The sequence below is a fragment of the Flavobacterium sp. NRK F7 genome, assembly GCF_024054195.1.
Taxonomy (GTDB): Bacteria; Bacteroidota; Bacteroidia; order Flavobacteriales; family Flavobacteriaceae; genus Flavobacterium.
The window spans coordinates 1,809,244-1,825,426 of the sequence record NZ_JAMXLB010000001.1; the positions used below are offsets into that span (position 1 = coordinate 1,809,244).

General features: G+C 30.3%; 16 protein-coding genes. 13 read left to right on the forward strand and 3 right to left on the reverse strand.

The genetic code is table 11. The features are described from left to right. Positions 1-4: 4 nt before the first annotated feature. The gene (locus NHF47_RS07965; protein WP_252764415.1) at positions 5-460 is read right to left on the reverse strand and encodes a DUF4870 domain-containing protein; all 456 of its coding nucleotides are present in this window, start codon (positions 458-460) and stop codon (positions 5-7) included. A 190-nt stretch (positions 461-650) separates the two neighbouring features. Between NHF47_RS07965 and NHF47_RS07970 the strand changes: the two genes are divergently transcribed. Both NHF47_RS07970 and NHF47_RS07975 read left to right on the forward strand, forming a co-directional pair. Then, entirely contained in the window at positions 651-1,106 is a 456-nt protein-coding gene (locus NHF47_RS07970; RefSeq protein ID WP_252764416.1) for a DUF4442 domain-containing protein, read from the forward strand. Between the two features lie 78 nt (positions 1,107-1,184). Then, positions 1,185-2,090, forward strand: coding sequence for a TIGR01777 family oxidoreductase (locus tag NHF47_RS07975; protein ID WP_252764417.1), 906 nt, complete (start codon positions 1,185-1,187; stop codon positions 2,088-2,090). Between the two features lie 50 nt (positions 2,091-2,140). On the opposite strand, the gene NHF47_RS07980 is transcribed toward NHF47_RS07975, so the two are convergent. Next, positions 2,141-2,809 carry a YceI family protein gene (locus tag NHF47_RS07980; protein WP_252764418.1) on the reverse strand — a complete coding sequence of 223 codons (669 nt, stop codon included), beginning with the start codon at positions 2,807-2,809 and terminating at the stop codon, positions 2,141-2,143. A 176-nt stretch (positions 2,810-2,985) separates the two neighbouring features. On the opposite strand from NHF47_RS07980, the gene NHF47_RS07985 reads away from it, so the two are divergent. The 8 genes from NHF47_RS07985 (at position 2,986) to NHF47_RS08020 (ending at position 10,446) form a co-directional block, all read left to right on the forward strand. Continuing rightward, a complete protein-coding gene (locus NHF47_RS07985) occupies positions 2,986-3,531 on the forward strand; it encodes a nucleotide exchange factor GrpE (RefSeq protein ID WP_252764419.1) in 546 nt (181 codons plus the stop codon). A gap of 60 nt (positions 3,532-3,591) precedes the next feature. Then, positions 3,592-4,707 (forward strand): molecular chaperone DnaJ, encoded by a 1,116-nt coding sequence (gene dnaJ, locus NHF47_RS07990; protein WP_252764420.1) that lies wholly within the window; start codon positions 3,592-3,594, stop codon positions 4,705-4,707. A 155-nt stretch (positions 4,708-4,862) separates the two neighbouring features. After that, positions 4,863-5,357, forward strand: coding sequence for a hypothetical protein (locus tag NHF47_RS07995; RefSeq protein ID WP_252764421.1), 495 nt, complete (start codon positions 4,863-4,865; stop codon positions 5,355-5,357). 11 nt (positions 5,358-5,368) lie between these two features. Continuing rightward, complete coding sequence (locus tag NHF47_RS08000; RefSeq protein ID WP_252764422.1) at positions 5,369-6,289, forward strand: ABC transporter ATP-binding protein; 921 nt, start codon at positions 5,369-5,371, stop codon at positions 6,287-6,289. Positions 6,290-6,324: 35 nt separating this feature from the next. Then, a complete protein-coding gene (locus tag NHF47_RS08005; protein ID WP_252764423.1) occupies positions 6,325-7,638 on the forward strand; it encodes an ABC transporter permease in 1,314 nt (437 codons plus the stop codon). A gap of 44 nt (positions 7,639-7,682) precedes the next feature. Then, on the forward strand, positions 7,683-8,537 hold the full coding sequence (locus NHF47_RS08010; RefSeq protein ID WP_252764424.1) for a mechanosensitive ion channel family protein: 855 nt from the start codon (positions 7,683-7,685) through the stop codon (positions 8,535-8,537). Between the two features lie 87 nt (positions 8,538-8,624). Continuing rightward, positions 8,625-9,788 (forward strand): sigma-54 dependent transcriptional regulator, encoded by a 1,164-nt coding sequence (locus NHF47_RS08015; RefSeq protein WP_252764425.1) that lies wholly within the window; start codon positions 8,625-8,627, stop codon positions 9,786-9,788. 43 nt (positions 9,789-9,831) lie between these two features. Beyond that, entirely contained in the window at positions 9,832-10,446 is a 615-nt protein-coding gene (locus NHF47_RS08020) for a DEAD/DEAH box helicase (RefSeq protein WP_252764426.1), read from the forward strand. A 71-nt stretch (positions 10,447-10,517) separates the two neighbouring features. On the opposite strand, the gene NHF47_RS08025 is transcribed toward NHF47_RS08020, so the two are convergent. Then, positions 10,518-11,177, reverse strand: a complete 660-nt coding sequence (locus NHF47_RS08025) for a YceI family protein (RefSeq protein WP_252764427.1) — start codon at positions 11,175-11,177, stop codon at positions 10,518-10,520. A gap of 354 nt (positions 11,178-11,531) precedes the next feature. On the opposite strand from NHF47_RS08025, the gene NHF47_RS08030 reads away from it, so the two are divergent. The 3 genes from NHF47_RS08030 to NHF47_RS08040 all read left to right on the forward strand — a co-directional run bounded on the left by NHF47_RS08030 (position 11,532) and on the right by NHF47_RS08040 (position 16,160). Further along, positions 11,532-13,556: a sensor histidine kinase gene (locus tag NHF47_RS08030; RefSeq protein WP_252764428.1), complete on the forward strand. Its 2,025-nt coding sequence runs from the start codon at positions 11,532-11,534 to the stop codon at positions 13,554-13,556. Between the two features lie 69 nt (positions 13,557-13,625). Next, entirely contained in the window at positions 13,626-14,369 is a 744-nt protein-coding gene (locus tag NHF47_RS08035; RefSeq protein WP_252764429.1) for a DNA-binding response regulator, read from the forward strand. Between the two features lie 156 nt (positions 14,370-14,525). Next, a complete protein-coding gene (locus NHF47_RS08040; protein ID WP_252764430.1) occupies positions 14,526-16,160 on the forward strand; it encodes an ABC-F family ATP-binding cassette domain-containing protein in 1,635 nt (544 codons plus the stop codon). Positions 16,161-16,183: the final 23 nt, after the last annotated feature.

Consider the following 16,183-nt stretch of genomic DNA (forward strand, 5'->3'; position numbering starts at 1 on the left):
GAAACTATTTTATAAAATTTATGGTTAGTGGATAGCGATAGTATTCTCCGTTTGCACTTTTAAAAGAAGCATAAATAATTAAAAAGAATTCACCTAACTTTAAAAAAAGTGCAATTATTACTGCTACGATGCCTAAAATTACCATTCCACTTATGTTTTCTGCTGTTATGATTTCTCTTACGGTAACCTGTTGGTCACTAATTTCTAATCTTTCAATTATATTGATAAACCAATACAAGCAAGTAGGAATTGCAATTATTAAAGCTATTAAAGAGTATAACAACATGCTTAATTGAAAATTTAAAGCTTGTTTTCCAGTATAATCTATAAAAGCGGATTTATCTTTTTTAGACGACCACAATAATAGAGGAAATAAATAATTTCCAAATGGAATTAAATATTGACTCAAGGTACTTAGATGTATTAATGAACCTATGCTTTTTTCGTTTGAAGTTTCCATAATTATTTGTTTTTAGATTTGATGATTTTTAAAAGAACTATCTTATAGCTATTAATTTCTTATACAAAGATAAGTCTAAAAGCTAGTATTATGTTACGCATAGTACTTATATTTAACAAAAAATTAACATTTGATAAAAATAGTATGAATGCATAGTATTTTTTGTATTTTTACAAAAAATATACTAGTTATGCGATTTACACCATCAAAATTAAATGCGTTTATGTTCTTTAAATTACCTTCCGCTTACTGGTCAGGGGTACGGGTAAAGAATATTAATCCAGAGACATGTTCTGTTACAGTAAAACACAGATGGTTTAACCAAAACCCTTTTAATTCTATGTATTTTGCGGTTCAAGCTATGGCCGCTGAATTTACTACAGGGGCTTTAGTCATGTATCAAATTAAAGAGAGTGGAGCTAATATTTCCATGTTAGTGGCAAATAATAAAAGTAGTTTTACAAAAAAAGCAACTGGGAGAATAACATTTACTTGCGTGCAGGGAAATCAAATTAAAGAAACCATTCAAAAAGCAATACATACTAAAGAAGGGCAGACCATTTGGTTGACTTCTATTGGTGTAAATGAAAAAGGAGAACAAGTTTCTGAAATGCAATTTGAATGGACTATTAAGACAAGAGGCTAATTGGTACACATGTTAACATTCGTTAATTAAATAGTAACTCACTGAATTACTTTGTATTTTTGTTAAAAAAGAAAGTATATGAAAATCTTAATTACAGGTGCGACTGGTTTAGTGGGAAATGAGTTATCCAACTTATTACTTCAAAATGGAGTAACTGTACATTATTTGTCGACTTCTAAATCTAAATTAGTCTCTGAATCGAATTATAAAGGTTTTTATTGGAATCCAAATGCTGGTGAAATAGATAAGAATGCATTGGATGAAGTAGATGTCATTGTACATTTAGCAGGTGCTTCTGTTTCACAAAGATGGACCACGTCCTATAAAGAAGAGATTATAAATAGTAGGGTTTTATCCACTCGATTATTATTTCAAACACTTTCTAAAAATCAAAATCAAATAAAGCATATTATTTCGGCATCGGCTATAGGTATTTATCCAAATAGTTATAACGCTGTATATAGTGAAGATACACAAGCAGTTGACGATTCTTTTTTAGGAGAAGTTGTACAACAATGGGAAAAAGAAGTGGATCAATTTGAACGATTGGGAATTCTTGTTACAAAAGTGCGTACTGGTATTGTACTAGCTGAAGATGGAGGTGCGTTACAAAAAATGATAAAACCTATAAAACTAGGTTTGGGTGCGGCTTTTGGAACTGGTAAACAATATCAATCTTGGATACACAATCATGACTTAGCTTCTATATATTATTATATTATTCAGAATAAATTAGAAGGAGTTTATAATGCAGTATCTCCTTATCCAGTCACTAATGAAGGATTAACTAAAGCAATTGCTAAGACGTTAGGCGTACCTTATTTTATGCCAAATATTCCTAAATTTATACTGAGACTAGTATTGGGAGAAATGCATCAAATCTTATTCGCCAGTCAAAATGTGAGTGCTAGAAAAATTTTGGAAAAGGGATTTCAATTTAAATACGCTTCATTGGATAAAGCCTTGCACGATTTATTAAAATAAAAAAAGTCGTTATCTAGGTAACGACTTTTTTATAAAACAGTTCTACAATATTATTTTGTAGCTTTTACTTTTACAGTTAATTCAATTTCGTCATTAACAAACTTATCTTTTAAATCATCAAAAACTGATTTTGAGGCATAATTAACGCCCCATTTGGTTCTGTCAATTTTAAAACTATCCGATATTAATGAAATTTCATTTTCTGAAATTGAAATTTTTGCTGGAAAATGTACTTCATTTTCAATACCTTTTATTGTTAATATTCCGTTAACCATATACTTATCTCCTTCTGGAGTAGTAGAGCTAATTTTAAAAGTGCTAGTTGGAAATTTAGAAGTATTGAAAAAGTGATCTTCAGATTCTTTTTCTCCTAATCCTTTTAAATGATTCTCTAAATCTGTTTTTCCATCTTTTTCAGTTATATCTGTAACCGTAATTGTGGTCATGTCAATAACAAACAAACCATCATTTATTTGACCATCAATTACTTCAAAGTTACCTTCTTTTAAAGTAATGGTACCTGTGTGTGTGCCACTAGGTTTAAATCCTTCCCAATCAATAATTGAAAAAGTAGTGTCGACGGAGTAACTACCAGAATAATTTGTTTCAGTTACGGTCTCGTCAGTTGTGTTTTCAGTATTTTCAGTTGAAGCTTCTTTTTTGCAACTATTAAAAAATAAGAGTCCAATTAAAGCTAGACTTAAAATGCTTTTTTTCATAATAATTTACTATTTATTTTAATGAATGTGACCAAATATAGGTATAAATAAATTAAATTAAAAATGGCCGTTCACATAGAAACCAATCAGGTTGTTAATGACAATTTGGCATTTTTGTTTTTTTGGCAGTAGATTTGCGTTAGAATGTTAATAAAATTTATCTAAATAAAATACCTATGAGTCAGGATAATACTGAAAATATTGAAAAGGAAAATATTGAAAAAGAGACCATTCAAGAGGAGAATGTTTCAGAAAATCAACCTGTTGCTTTAACAGTTGAAGAACAACTTCAAGAAGATTTAGCAAAAGAAAAGGATAAATTTTTGCGTTTATTTGCTGAATTTGAAAATTATAAAAAAAGAACCACGAAAGAACGTATTGATTTATTTAAAACAGCCAATCAAGAAGTATTGCAATCTATGTTGCCTGTTTTGGATGATTTTGATAGAGCCTGGGAACAAATATCTAAATCGGAAGATGAAGCTTTAGTTACTGGGGTTGGTTTAATTCACGAAAAATTAAAATCAACTTTAATATCTAAGGGTTTAGAAGTGGTAGAAATTAAACTAGGTGATGATTTTAATGCTGATTTTGCCGAAGCAATTACTCAAATTCCTGCTCCTTCTGAGGATTTAAAAGGAAAAATTGTTGATGTTATAGAAAAAGGATATAAATTGGGAGATAAAATTATTCGTTTTCCAAAAGTAGTGATAGGTAATTAATAATCTGATTTTATGAAATCCTTTTGTGAAAGGAATTGTAAATAGGAATTTTTGAAGTTTATGAAAAAAGATTTTTACGAGATATTAGGAATAAGTAAAGGTGCGTCTGCAGAAGAAATTAAAAAAGCTTACAGAAAAAAGGCAATTCAATACCATCCTGATAAAAACCCAGGTGACAAAACTGCAGAAGAAAACTTTAAATTGGCTGCTGAAGCCTATGAGGTGTTAAGTGATCCTGACAAAAAAGCACGTTACGATCAATACGGTCATGCTGCATTTGATGGTGCTGGTGGTTTTGGAGGAGGCCATATGAATATGGATGATATTTTTAGCCAGTTTGGAGATATTTTTGGAAGTGCTTTTGGAGGCGGTTTTGGTGGTGGCTTTAGTGGAGGCGGTCAAAGAAGAGTGAAAGGGAGTAATCTGAGAATTAAAGTAAAACTTACTTTAGAAGATATTGTTAATGGAGTTGAGAAAAAAGTAAAAGTTAAGCGTAAAGTTCAAGCAAAAGGGGTTACTTACAAAACGTGTTCGACATGTAATGGTAGCGGACAAATTATGCGGGTTGCTAATACTATATTAGGAAGAATGCAAACAGCATCTACATGTACTACATGTGGAGGTTCAGGTCAAATATTAGATTCTAAACCTACTGGTGCTGATGCTTATGGTATGGTAATGGAAGACGATACAGTTTCAATCAAAATTCCAGCAGGAGTAGTTGACGGAATGCAATTAAAAGTTTCTAATAAAGGAAATGAAGCTCCTGGAAGTAATAGTATTCCTGGTGATTTAATTGTAGCTATTGAAGAATTAGAACATGAGTTTTTGAAGCGTGAAGGTGAAAATCTACATTATGATTTATACATTAGTTTTCCAGAGGCAGCTTTAGGGGTTTCTAAAGAAATTGAAGCTGTAGGTGGAAAAGTGAGAATTAAATTAGAAGAAGGAATTCAATCCGGTAAAATTCTTAGGTTAAAAGGAAAAGGAATACCAAGCTTAAATGGATATGGAAGTGGCGATTTATTAGTACATGTTAATGTTTGGACTCCAAAATCATTAAATAAAGAACAAAAGTCCTTTTTTGAATCTTTATTAAGTGAAGATAATTTTAAACCATCACCAGAAAAATCAGACAAATCTTTTTTTGAAAAAGTAAAGGATATGTTTTCATAATTGAATAAAAATATATACATTTGAAATTCACTTCCTTAGGGAAAGTGAATTTTTCTTTTTCATAGCAATTTTTCCCATCCTTCGTAAAAAAGGGATGGGTTTTTTGTAACATTTCTAAAATTTCTATACTAACTATTGTTGTAAATAATGATATTATGGAATATTTTGTAATGGCAGAAAGTTGTAATACGTACAATCTGATACACAATCATTCTGTACTCGGAGAAATGGACTACAAAGGATGGTTCAATAGTAATTATCCTTCTTTTTTTATTAATGGCTCAGGTAACTTTATAATAAAAAAGCCTAGTATTTGGAAGTCTAACTTTTCCATTTATAATGGGAATCAAAAAATTCTCTCTTCCTTATTTCAATGGAATGGTTCTGTGCTTTTAAAATTATTTAATCAAAGTAATGTCGAAGTTTTCAAACTAAAAAGAAAAAGTGTTTGGAAATCAAATTATGTCTTATTAAATGAAAAAGGAAATGAACTGCTTTTCATTTATTGCCAGTACCAATGGAAGATTTGGAAAACGAAGTATTATATCCAAGAAAATACTACTTTTACAAGTAATAACAAAGAAATTCTATATCTTACCTTAATTCATTGTATCATTAACTTAAAAAATAGAGCAGCAGCAGTTGCTTAAAATAAACCAATATGAATAATATACTTGAAGTAAATAATGTAGTCAAAAAGTATGGAGATTACACAGCCTTAAATAATGTTTCTTTAGCTGTTCCTTCTGGCAGTATTTATGGTCTTTTAGGTCCAAATGGAGCAGGAAAAACAACCTTAATTAGAATCATTAATCAAATCACTATGCCCGATTCTGGTAAGGTATTGTTAGATGGTAAAGTATTAAATCCAAATCATATACAATATATAGGTTATCTTCCTGAAGAAAGAGGCTTATACAAAACAATGAAAGTGGGAGAACAATGTCTTTATCTTGCACAATTAAAGGGGTTGTCTCATCAAGAAGCTAAAAAACAATTGCAATTTTGGTTCGAAAAATTTGGTATACAAGAATGGTGGAATAAAAAAATTCAAGAACTATCTAAAGGAATGGCTCAAAAAATTCAGTTTGTAGTTACAGTTTTGCACCAACCCAAATTGTTAATTTTAGACGAACCTTTCTCAGGTTTTGATCCTGTAAATGCCAATTTAATTAAGGATGAAATAATTGAATTAAACAAAAAAGGCACCTCAATTATTTTTTCAACACATCGTATGGAAAGCGTGGAAGAAATGTGTAATCATATTGCTTTAATTCATAAATCCAATAAGTTAATAGAAGGCAAATTAAACGATGTAAAACAACAATATAGAAGCAATACATTTCAAATTGGGATTTTAACGAACAATATTGAAGGACTCATGTATCAGTTAACACAAAAATTTGAAGTAGGACCAACGCATTTTAAATCCTTAAATGAGGACATTAAGCTAGAAATCAATGTAGGCAATCATTCTTCCAATGAATTATTATCAATATTAACCAATTTTGGTCAAGTAACGCACTTTGTCGAAAAAATACCAAGTGTTAATGATATTTTTATTCAAACTGTTTCCCAATAATTGACTTATTAAAGTTACCAAATACTATTTAAAAAATGAACAAATTATTCTTAATTATAAAACGAGAATTTATTGCAAAAGTCAGAAATAAATCCTTCATTGTAATGACTTTTTTAAGTCCAATGCTATTTGTTGGAATTGCAGCTTTAGTAGGATATTTATCTTCAATGAATAAAGATAAAGCTACAGAAATTGCCATTCACGACGAAGGAGGATACATCAAATCTACTTTTAAAAGTAATAAAGACTATCATTATACGGATATTTCTGCCATGCCTTTTGATGTCGCTAAAGACTCAGCATCAAAAAACTATGAAGGGTTATTGTATATTCCAAAAGTAGATTCTATTCAATTGTTAAAAGATAAAGTAGAATATATATCTGAAAATAGTGCGAGCATTAATTTCATTGGTCAAGTGGAAGAAAAGGTAGACTCTGTTTTAACATCAGATCGATTGAAAAAATTAGGATTAGATGAACAAATGATTGTTGCTGCTAAAGTGAATTCTAATCTAAAATTATCCAAATTCTCTGGAGGTGAAAGCCTAAAAGGATTAAACGAAATTAAAATTGCTATTGGTGGTTTTATGGGCTATTTAATCATGATGTTTATTGTTATCTACGGGAATTTTGTAATGCGAAGTGTAATTGAAGAGAAGACCAATCGTATCATCGAAATCATCATTTCCTCAGTGAAACCGTTTCAATTGATGATGGGAAAAATTATTGGTAATTCTTTAGCGGGTGTGCTTCAGTTTTTAATCTGGATTATTGTTGGACTTTTATTAGCGTTTTTAGCTCAAACGTTTTTTGGTTTACAACTAAGTTCTACTGCATCGATGTCTCCAGAAATGATGCAAGCTGCAGAACAATCAGCTGGAATGCTAAAACTACAATCTTACATTACAGAAATTGTAAATTTACCTTTAGGTCTTATGCTGTTTTGTTTTGTAATCTACTTCATTGGAGGTTATTTTTTATACAGTTCGTTATACGCAGCTATTGGTGCAGCAGTAGATTCTGAAACAGATTCGCAACAATTTTTATTGCCTATTATCATGCCATTGATTTTAGGAGTTTATATTGGGTTTTTCACTGTAATTAATGATCCTCACGGAACGGTTGCTACTGTTTTTTCCATAATTCCACTTACATCTCCTATCGTAATGTTAATGCGAATTCCATTTTTAGAACCGCAACATTATTGGCAATTAATTCTTTCCATAGTACTTTTATTTGGAAGTTTTATCTTTGTAGTTTGGTTTGCAGCCAAAATCTATCGCGTTGGAATTTTAATGTATGGTAAAAAACCAACTTGGAAAGAATTGTTTAAGTGGATGAAATATTAAAAAAATACAAAACCTAAAATTTAATTGTAAATCAATTTCTTACTATGGAAACGGTATTAGATGAAACAAATGTTTTTGAAACATTTAGAAAAATTATCAATTTTAAATTAATTGATACTGATACTATTGATATTACAGTTGGAACATTTGCGTTACTTTTAATCGTACTCATTTTAACTAGTTTTTTGTTGAAATTAATCCGAATGGTGGTTACTCGTAAATTACCATTGGAAGATAAGAATCGATTCATTAGTTTCTTTCAGTTCATCCGCTATATCGTTTTTATTTTCGCGGTCATTTTTGCTTTAGATGTCTCTGGAGTAAATATGAGCGTACTTTTAACAGCCTCAGCGGCCTTATTGGTTGGTTTAGGTTTTGCTTTGCAACAATTATTTCAAGATATTATTTCTGGAGTATTGATAATTTTAGATCAATCCTTGCATGTAGGTGATATTGTTGAGGTAGATGGTAAAGTTGGAAAAGTACTAGAAATTAAACTGAGAACAACTAGAGTAGTCACAAGAAACGATAGGGTAATGGTTATTCCTAATCATAAATTTATGATGGATACTCTTTTTAATTGGACACAAAATAGTTTTACTAATAGAGAACAAGTAGATGTAGGTGTAGCTTACGGTAGCGATGTGGAATTAGTTCGTAAACTATTGTTACAATGTGCTCAAAAAGCTGACAATGTTTTGAATGAACCCGAACCTTTAGTATTGTTTGAAGATTTTGCAGACTCTTCCTTAAACTTTTCGTTGTATTTTTATGTGTCAGATGGCATGCAAAGTCCAAAAATTAAAAGCGATTTACGATTTAGTATTGATGCTATTTTTAGACAAAATAATATTTCTATACCTTTTCCTCAAAGAGATGTACATATAATAAAGCAATAACAGGATTTACATTCCTAGAAATGTATGTATTTTTCATTAACTTTGAAGCCAATAGAAGATAAATAAGTTACAAATTAGAACCACAATATGCCAAAAATATTAGTTATTGAAGACGAAGCAGCTATTCGTAGAGTATTGGTAAAAATACTATCAGAAGAAAACGATAGCTATCAAGTAGAGGAAGCTGAAGATGGAGTTCAAGGAACCGAAAAAATAAAAAATGAAGATTATGATTTAGTGCTTTGTGATATCAAAATGCCTAAAATGGATGGTGTAGAAGTATTGGAAGCAGTAAAAAAAATAAAACCTGAAATTCCGATGGTCATGATTTCTGGTCATGGAGATTTAGAAACAGCTGTAAATACTATGCGATTAGGAGCATTTGATTACATTTCTAAACCACCTGATTTAAACAGACTTTTGAATACGGTACGAAATGCTTTAGACAAAAAGAAATTAGTAGTTGAAAACAAAATCTTGAAAAAGAAAGTAAGTAAAAACTACGAGATGATTGGTGAAAGTGATGCTATTAACCATATTCGTACCATGATTGATAAAGTTGCACCAACAGATGCACGTGTTTTAATTACAGGACCTAATGGAACTGGAAAAGAGTTAGTAGCTCATCAATTACATGAAAAAAGCGAACGATCAAACCAACCCATTATTGAAGTTAACTGTGCTGCAATACCTGCTGAATTAATTGAAAGTGAATTGTTTGGTCATGTAAAAGGAGCATTTACTTCTGCAGTTAAAGATAGAGCGGGTAAATTCGAAGCAGCTAATGGAGGAACTATTTTCTTAGATGAAATTGGCGACATGAGTTTACCAGCACAGGCAAAAGTATTGAGAGCTTTACAAGAAAATTTAATTCAAAGAGTAGGAGCTGATAAAGATATCAAAGTGGATGTACGTGTGGTTGCAGCTACAAATAAAGATCTTAAGAAAGAAATTGAAGAAGGACGTTTTAGAGAAGATTTGTACCATCGTTTAGCTGTTATTTTAATTAAGGTTCCAGCTTTAAATGATAGAAGAGACGATATTCCAGCTTTATTAGAACACTTTACGCATAAAATTGCTGAAGAGCAAGGTAACTCGGTGAAGAAATTTTCTAAATCGGCGGTTAAATTATTGCAAGAATACGATTGGACAGGAAATATTAGAGAGCTCAGAAATGTTGTTGAACGATTAATTATTCTTGGTGGAACAGAAATTTCTGAACAAGATGTCAAACTATTTGCTAGTAAATAATTTTGGTTAAAAGTAACAACTTTTTACCCAAATAAAAGAATCAATGAATTTAAAAAAAATAAATGCGGCACTTCAAAAAGCCTTAATTGAAAATGGTTTTGTTGAAGCTACTGAATTGCAAAAAGAAACTTTTTCCTACATAAAAAGTGGAGCAGATGTGGTTGTACAAGGAGAAAAAGACTCTGGAAAAACGATAGCTCTAATTTTAAACATCATTCACAAACTTAAAGAGCCTTTTGAGGAATCACCTAGGGCTTTGATTATGGTGGAAGACAAACCACAAGTGTTGGCTTTATACGAGTTATTCGAACAATTAAATAAATATAATAAATTACGCTTGTATTATACACATGATAAGACTGATTTTGACGATGATAAAAATCAAATTTCATTAGGTATAGATGTGTTAATTGGAACACCCAATCGTTTAAATGAAATGTTCTCAGGAGCTGGTTTTAATGTCAATAAATTACAGGTCATCGCTTTTGATGATGTAGATGTATTACTTAGAAATCGTTATGAAAATAAAATTTTACGTTTGCTAGGAAGTATTGAAAAAGGGCAACGTTTGTATTTTTGTTCCCAAATTACGGAAAGGGTGGAAGCGGTTGCTTTAAATGATGAAGAACGAGAACCTATTTTCTTAGAAATGGAATAGTTTTAAAATGTATCTAAATAGTAAAGCCAAGCAATTGCTTGGCTTTTTAGTATATCAGTGTTGTATCTTAATTATTCAAACTGAACCGAACCGGTTATAGCTACTTCACTCCAAGTTTTGCTCACACCATCAGCACCTTTATGTAATTCAAAACAAGCTTTGTTAATCGCTTCAATAGCTGCTTGACCACCAAAATCATCTAAGTTAATTGTTGAACTAATTGAGAATTTCTTATTTTCAAAAGTATAAGGAACTTCCATTTGTTTGGTTACATCATTTAAAGTTAATGTCAAGAAACATTTTCCTTCTCTAAAATTGAAGGCACCACCTATCATTTCAGTGTTTTTCAAAGCAGCAAAGAAAATTGTTTTTAATTTGCTATCACGGTCTTCGTTATTGGTAAATAAACTGCTAACAGGAATGGAGAAGGAAGCCCCTTCTAAAACGCTTTCTGGAGTAGTACCATTTTGAGTATTTTTCAATTCAATTTGTTTAAAACTCCCACCAACTGCTACTTTATCTGTAGTTTTATATGCTGTCCAATTTACTTTTGTGGAATCTGAAATAATCTGTAAACCACTTGTTGCTTCAGTTTTAACCTCTTCTCCAGGAGTTTCCTCTTGTTTGTCTTCTTTTTTACAACTTGTAAAAGCTAAAGCTAAGGAAAAAGTAAGAATAGCTATTTTTTTATTCATCCTGTTTAATTGGTGTTTGTAAATCCTCGTTTTCATAAGATTGATTTTGTTAAAAATTCTATATCAAAGATAGGAAGAAAATTATCGTGTAACAAGATACGGTTGTTAAAGATTGGCTTAATTTTTTCAATAAAAAAAATAGTAGGTGAATAAAAATAACACATATCGATAGTTGATGCCACAAAAGGATAGTAATTTCATTACAAAAGGACTTAGTTTTGTTGTTATTAGGGGTAACTTAAGAATTGTTAAGTTTCGAGTAGTAAAATTAAATTAAAATTTGATTTGGAAACCGTCCTGTTAAGGACGGTTTTTTTTATAAATTTCTATCTTTAGATATTCAAAAATTAAAATTATAGAATAAGTATATTCGCAACTTATAGGCTTATAATGCAAAAGATAATTTGTTTACTCTTTTTTTTATTTAAAACTACTTTCATCCTTTGTCAAAACGAATATGAAAAATGTAGTGATAGCATACTAGTTTTAATTAATGAAACCAATGATGATCATCTAAAAATGGATTATTATATTAATCTTTGTGATCTGTATGTAGAAAATGATTTAAAAGAAATAAAAAAAATAAATCCCAAATTATTTGCTGTTTCAAAAAAAATAAACTCCAAAAAAGGATTAGCTTTCTATTATTTTTACAACGCCATCCTACTTAGAAATTCTAATCAAGAAGGAGCCGCTTTTACCAATATTGAAGAATCTATCTCCATTTTTAAAGAAATTAAAGATTGGGACAATTACTTTATTGCAAATGCGAAGTTTGGTCATTATTTGATACTAAATGAAAACTATCTCAAAGCTGAAAACTTACTCAATGAAAATATAAAGTTTGCATTGAAACTAAACAATGAAAAGGTTTCTTATTTGTATTATATTATGAGTCAGATGTATAACTTTAAGAGCGATTACAATGAAGCCTTAGTTTATGCAAATAAAGCCTTAGATTCTGAAAAGAATATTTCTCAAACCATAAAAATTTACAATTTAGCATCGAATATTTATCGTTCTTTAAAAAATTTCGATGAAGCGCTACAATTCAACCAAATGGGGATAGATTTGGAAAAATCAATTAGTGGTTTAAACCTACTTTTTTTTACTAGAGCTATCATTTTTTTTGATATGAAACGATATCACGAAGCTCTTGATTTGGCTTTAAATTATAAGAAGCATTTGGTTAAAAAGAAGAGTAATCGTAGCTTAATAGATTGTAATATTTTTATTTCAAAATGTTATTTTTATTTAGAAGATTATCATTTAGCAAATAAGTGTGTTGATGAAGTTTTAAATGTTGAAATTCCAAGAGACGATATTAAGATGATGGCTTATGGTCTTAAAAGTAAAATCAGCTTGAAACAGCATCGTCTAAACGATGCCAAAACATACATTGATAAAGCGTTACGATTACTTCATGACAATCATTATTATGAAATTAAATTGTTTGTATATGAAACAAAATTTGAAGTGGAAGAACAATTAGGAAATTACAAAACCGCGCTTACGTTTTCTAAAAAAATTATGGAAATCAATAATTTGAATTATGAGACTGATAATGTAGATAAGTTAAATCGATTGCAAATTAATTTTAATATTTCAGAAAAAGAAAATAAAATAAAAAGCTTGCAACTTCAAGAATTGAAAAGCACCATGAAAATTGAGAAGCAAAAAAATTATATTATTTATATTTCCATTGCTTGTTTTGTAGCTTTACTTTCAGTTTTATTTTATGTAAAAAACAACATTACTATTAAGAAAAAGAATGCTTTAATTGAAAGCGAAAAACTATTGACTCAGAAATCTCTTCAAGAGAAAGAAGTCTTGTTAAAAGAAATACATCATCGAGTTAAGAACAATTTACAATTGGTAAAAAGCTTATTGTATTTGCAAGCCAAACAACAAGATGTAAGCTTGAAAACCTTTGTTGAAGCCTCTCAATCTAGAATTTTATCTATGGCTTTAATACACGAAAATTTATATTTAAAAGGAGATTTAAGTCAGGTTGATTTTAAAGAATATCTCCATAGGTTAGCACAGAATATTTTAGAAGCGCATAAGAATGAGAACAAGCTAATTGAATTACAAATCGAAGTAGAGCCAATCTATTTTAATATTCAAACTGCCATTCCTTTAGGTTTAATTATTAATGAGTTGGTAACGAATGCCTACAAACATGCTTTTATTATTAAACAAAGGGGTATCATACGACTTGTGCTGAAAAAAAAGGGAGATTATTATTACGAGTTAAATGTAATTGATGATGGTGATGGTATTGGAAAATTTAAACGCCCCATTCATTCTTTGGGTTTGGATCTAGTACATCAATTAGTAGTACAAATTAACGGGAAACTTTTCCTAAGCCATGAAGAAGGTATGCATTTTACCATACAATTTAAAAAAGCTTAAAAATAGATGTCCGTTTAATACTGTTCCCAATTGTTTGTTATTTTTTAAAATTTATGAATAAATGATGCCATGAAAAGCTGTTTTGTTTTAATTGTCGAAGATGAAGCTTTAATTGCCATGCACATTAAAGCGATTCTTGAAGACGAAGGTTACTGTGTTTTTTTAGTTAATAATGTTGATGATGCGATTAGTTGTATCGAAAAAGAATCGATTGCATTAGTACTTATCGATATTCATTTAAACAAAGATAAAGACGGTGTAAGTTTAGGTAAATATTTACTTCAACTAGACCGTATTCCCTATATTTATATTACCTCTTACATAGATAAAGAGACTCTAGATAGAGTCAAAGAAACAAGACCTTATGGTTATATAGTAAAGCCTTTTAAAGATATAGATGTAATTACGAGTACATCTATAGTTTTAAATAATTACAAGTATAAAGAAATAGACATTTTAAGAAAAAAAGAAGTCCCTAATGATTTTATTCCCTATAGACTCAAAGAAGTGATTGCCTTCATCAATGAGAATATTGAACAAAAATTAGAGATAGACGAATTGGCTTCAAAATCGCAATGGAAAAGACATCATTTTATGAAAATGTTCACAAAATATGTACATGTTTCTCCATACCAATACATACTTACTCGTAAAATTGAAAAAGCAAAGATTTTGCTAGTAGATACAGCTATTCCTCTAAACCAAATTGCTTATGAATTAGGTTTTAAAAGTTATGCTAATTTTAGTAATGCTTTTAAAAAAAACTGTAATATGACAGCTGAAAATTACAGAAAAAGATTTCAAAAAAAATAGTATGTATTCCTTTTTCAAAAAAATGAGAAAGTGTTTCAACAAAAAAGACAATAACTAAACTTTCTCATTATATTTGCACCTTCAAAAAAAACAAGTTAATTGCCTAACAATGTATCGCTTTTAACTTTTTGATTTTTAACTTTTGACTTTATCATAATGATTACAGTAAATGACATCGCCGTAGAATTTGGTGGAACCACGCTTTTTAGTGAAGTAACTTTTGCCATTAATGAAACCGATAAAATTGCCTTAATGGGTAAAAACGGAGCTGGTAAATCCACTTTGTTAAAAATTGTTGCAGGTGAAAATAAACCCACTAGAGGAGCTATTTCTGCTCCAAAAGAAACGGTTATCGCTTATTTACCACAACATTTGTTAACTGATGATCAATGTACGGTTAGAGAAGAAACTTCGAAGGCTTTTTCTGAAATTTTTAAAATGAAGGCAGAAATCGATGACATTAATGAGCAGTTAACCATTCGTACCGATTACGAAAGTGATGCGTACATGAAGCTAATTGAAAAGGTTTCGGAACTTTCGGAGAAATTTTATGCTATTGAAGAAGTGAATTATGAAGCTGAGGTTGAAAAAGTTTTAAAAGGGTTAGGTTTTACTAGAGAAGATTTCGACAGACCTACAAGCGAATTTTCTGGAGGTTGGAGAATGCGTATTGAACTAGCTAAAATTCTATTGAGAAAACCAGACTTAATTCTATTGGATGAGCCTACAAACCATTTGGATATGGATAGTATTCAATGGTTGGAAGACTTTTTGGTAAACCAAGCCAAAGCGGTAATGGTAATTTCACACGATAGAGCTTTTGTGGATAATATTACCAATCGTACCATTGAAGTTACTATGGGACGTATTTATGATTATAAAGCAAAATATTCACATTATTTAGAATTGCGAAAAGACCGTCGTGCACACCAACAAAAAGCATACGAAGAACAACAAAAATTTATTGCAGAGAATCAGGCTTTTATTGAGCGTTTTAGAGGTACCTTTTCTAAAACAGAGCAAGTACAATCGCGTGTACGTATGTTAGAAAAACTAGTCTTAGTAGAAGTAGATGAAGTGGATAATTCGGCTTTAAAATTGAAATTTCCACCTTCAGTACGCTCAGGTCAATATCCAGTTATTGTAAAAGATTTGCATAAAAGTTACGGAGACAAAGTCATTTTTAAAGATGCTAATATTGTAATCGAAAGGGGTCAAAAAGTAGCTTTTGTGGGTAAAAATGGAGAGGGAAAATCGACCATGATCAAAGCCATTATGAAAGAAATTGGCATTGATAGTGGTAGTGTGGAAATTGGTCATAATGCTCAAATTGGTTATTTTGCTCAAAATCAGGCTGCTTTATTAGATGGAGAAGCAACCATTTTTGAAACCATTGATCGCATTGCAGTAGGTGACATTCGTACCCAAATTAAAAATATTTTAGGTGCTTTTATGTTTCAAGGTGATGATATACAAAAGAAAGTAAAGGTGCTTTCTGGTGGAGAAAAAACACGTTTGGCCATGATTAAATTGTTGTTAGAACCAGTAAACTTATTAATCTTGGATGAGCCTTCTAACCATTTAGATATGAAAACCAAAGATATTATCAAAGATGCGTTACGTGATTTTGATGGTACTTTAATTTTAGTATCTCACGATCGTGATTTCTTAGATGGTTTGGCTACCAAAGTATTCGAGTTTGGTAACAAAAGAGTAAAAGAACATTTCGAAGATTTGAAAGGTTTCTTGGAAATCAAAAAAATGGATTCTTTAAAAGAGATTGAGAAATAGTTTTATAGTAGTTCACTCCAAAT

Bases quoted from the DNA above. Each gene is read 5' to 3' on its own strand.
- NHF47_RS08035 (WP_252764429.1), top strand. From the start codon at position 13,626: ATGAAAAGCTGTTTTGTTTTAATTGTCGAAGATGAAGCTTTAATTGCC.
- dnaJ (WP_252764420.1), top strand. From the start codon at position 3,592: ATGAAAAAAGATTTTTACGAGATATTAGGAATAAGTAAAGGTGCGTCT.
- NHF47_RS08000 (WP_252764422.1), top strand. From the start codon at position 5,369: ATGAATAATATACTTGAAGTAAATAATGTAGTCAAAAAGTATGGAGAT.
- NHF47_RS07985 (WP_252764419.1), top strand. From the start codon at position 2,986: ATGAGTCAGGATAATACTGAAAATATTGAAAAGGAAAATATTGAAAAA.
- NHF47_RS08005 (WP_252764423.1), top strand. From the start codon at position 6,325: ATGAACAAATTATTCTTAATTATAAAACGAGAATTTATTGCAAAAGTC.
- NHF47_RS08025 (WP_252764427.1), bottom strand. From the start codon at position 11,177: ATGAAAACGAGGATTTACAAACACCAATTAAACAGGATGAATAAAAAA.
- NHF47_RS08030 (WP_252764428.1), top strand. From the start codon at position 11,532: ATGCAAAAGATAATTTGTTTACTCTTTTTTTTATTTAAAACTACTTTC.
- NHF47_RS07995 (WP_252764421.1), top strand. From the start codon at position 4,863: ATGGAATATTTTGTAATGGCAGAAAGTTGTAATACGTACAATCTGATA.
- NHF47_RS08040 (WP_252764430.1), top strand. From the start codon at position 14,526: ATGATTACAGTAAATGACATCGCCGTAGAATTTGGTGGAACCACGCTT.
- NHF47_RS07970 (WP_252764416.1), top strand. From the start codon at position 651: ATGCGATTTACACCATCAAAATTAAATGCGTTTATGTTCTTTAAATTA.
- NHF47_RS08010 (WP_252764424.1), top strand. From the start codon at position 7,683: ATGGAAACGGTATTAGATGAAACAAATGTTTTTGAAACATTTAGAAAA.
- NHF47_RS07965 (WP_252764415.1), bottom strand. From the start codon at position 460: ATGGAAACTTCAAACGAAAAAAGCATAGGTTCATTAATACATCTAAGT.
- NHF47_RS08020 (WP_252764426.1), top strand. From the start codon at position 9,832: ATGAATTTAAAAAAAATAAATGCGGCACTTCAAAAAGCCTTAATTGAA.
- NHF47_RS07980 (WP_252764418.1), bottom strand. From the start codon at position 2,809: ATGAAAAAAAGCATTTTAAGTCTAGCTTTAATTGGACTCTTATTTTTT.
- NHF47_RS07975 (WP_252764417.1), top strand. From the start codon at position 1,185: ATGAAAATCTTAATTACAGGTGCGACTGGTTTAGTGGGAAATGAGTTA.
- NHF47_RS08015 (WP_252764425.1), top strand. From the start codon at position 8,625: ATGCCAAAAATATTAGTTATTGAAGACGAAGCAGCTATTCGTAGAGTA.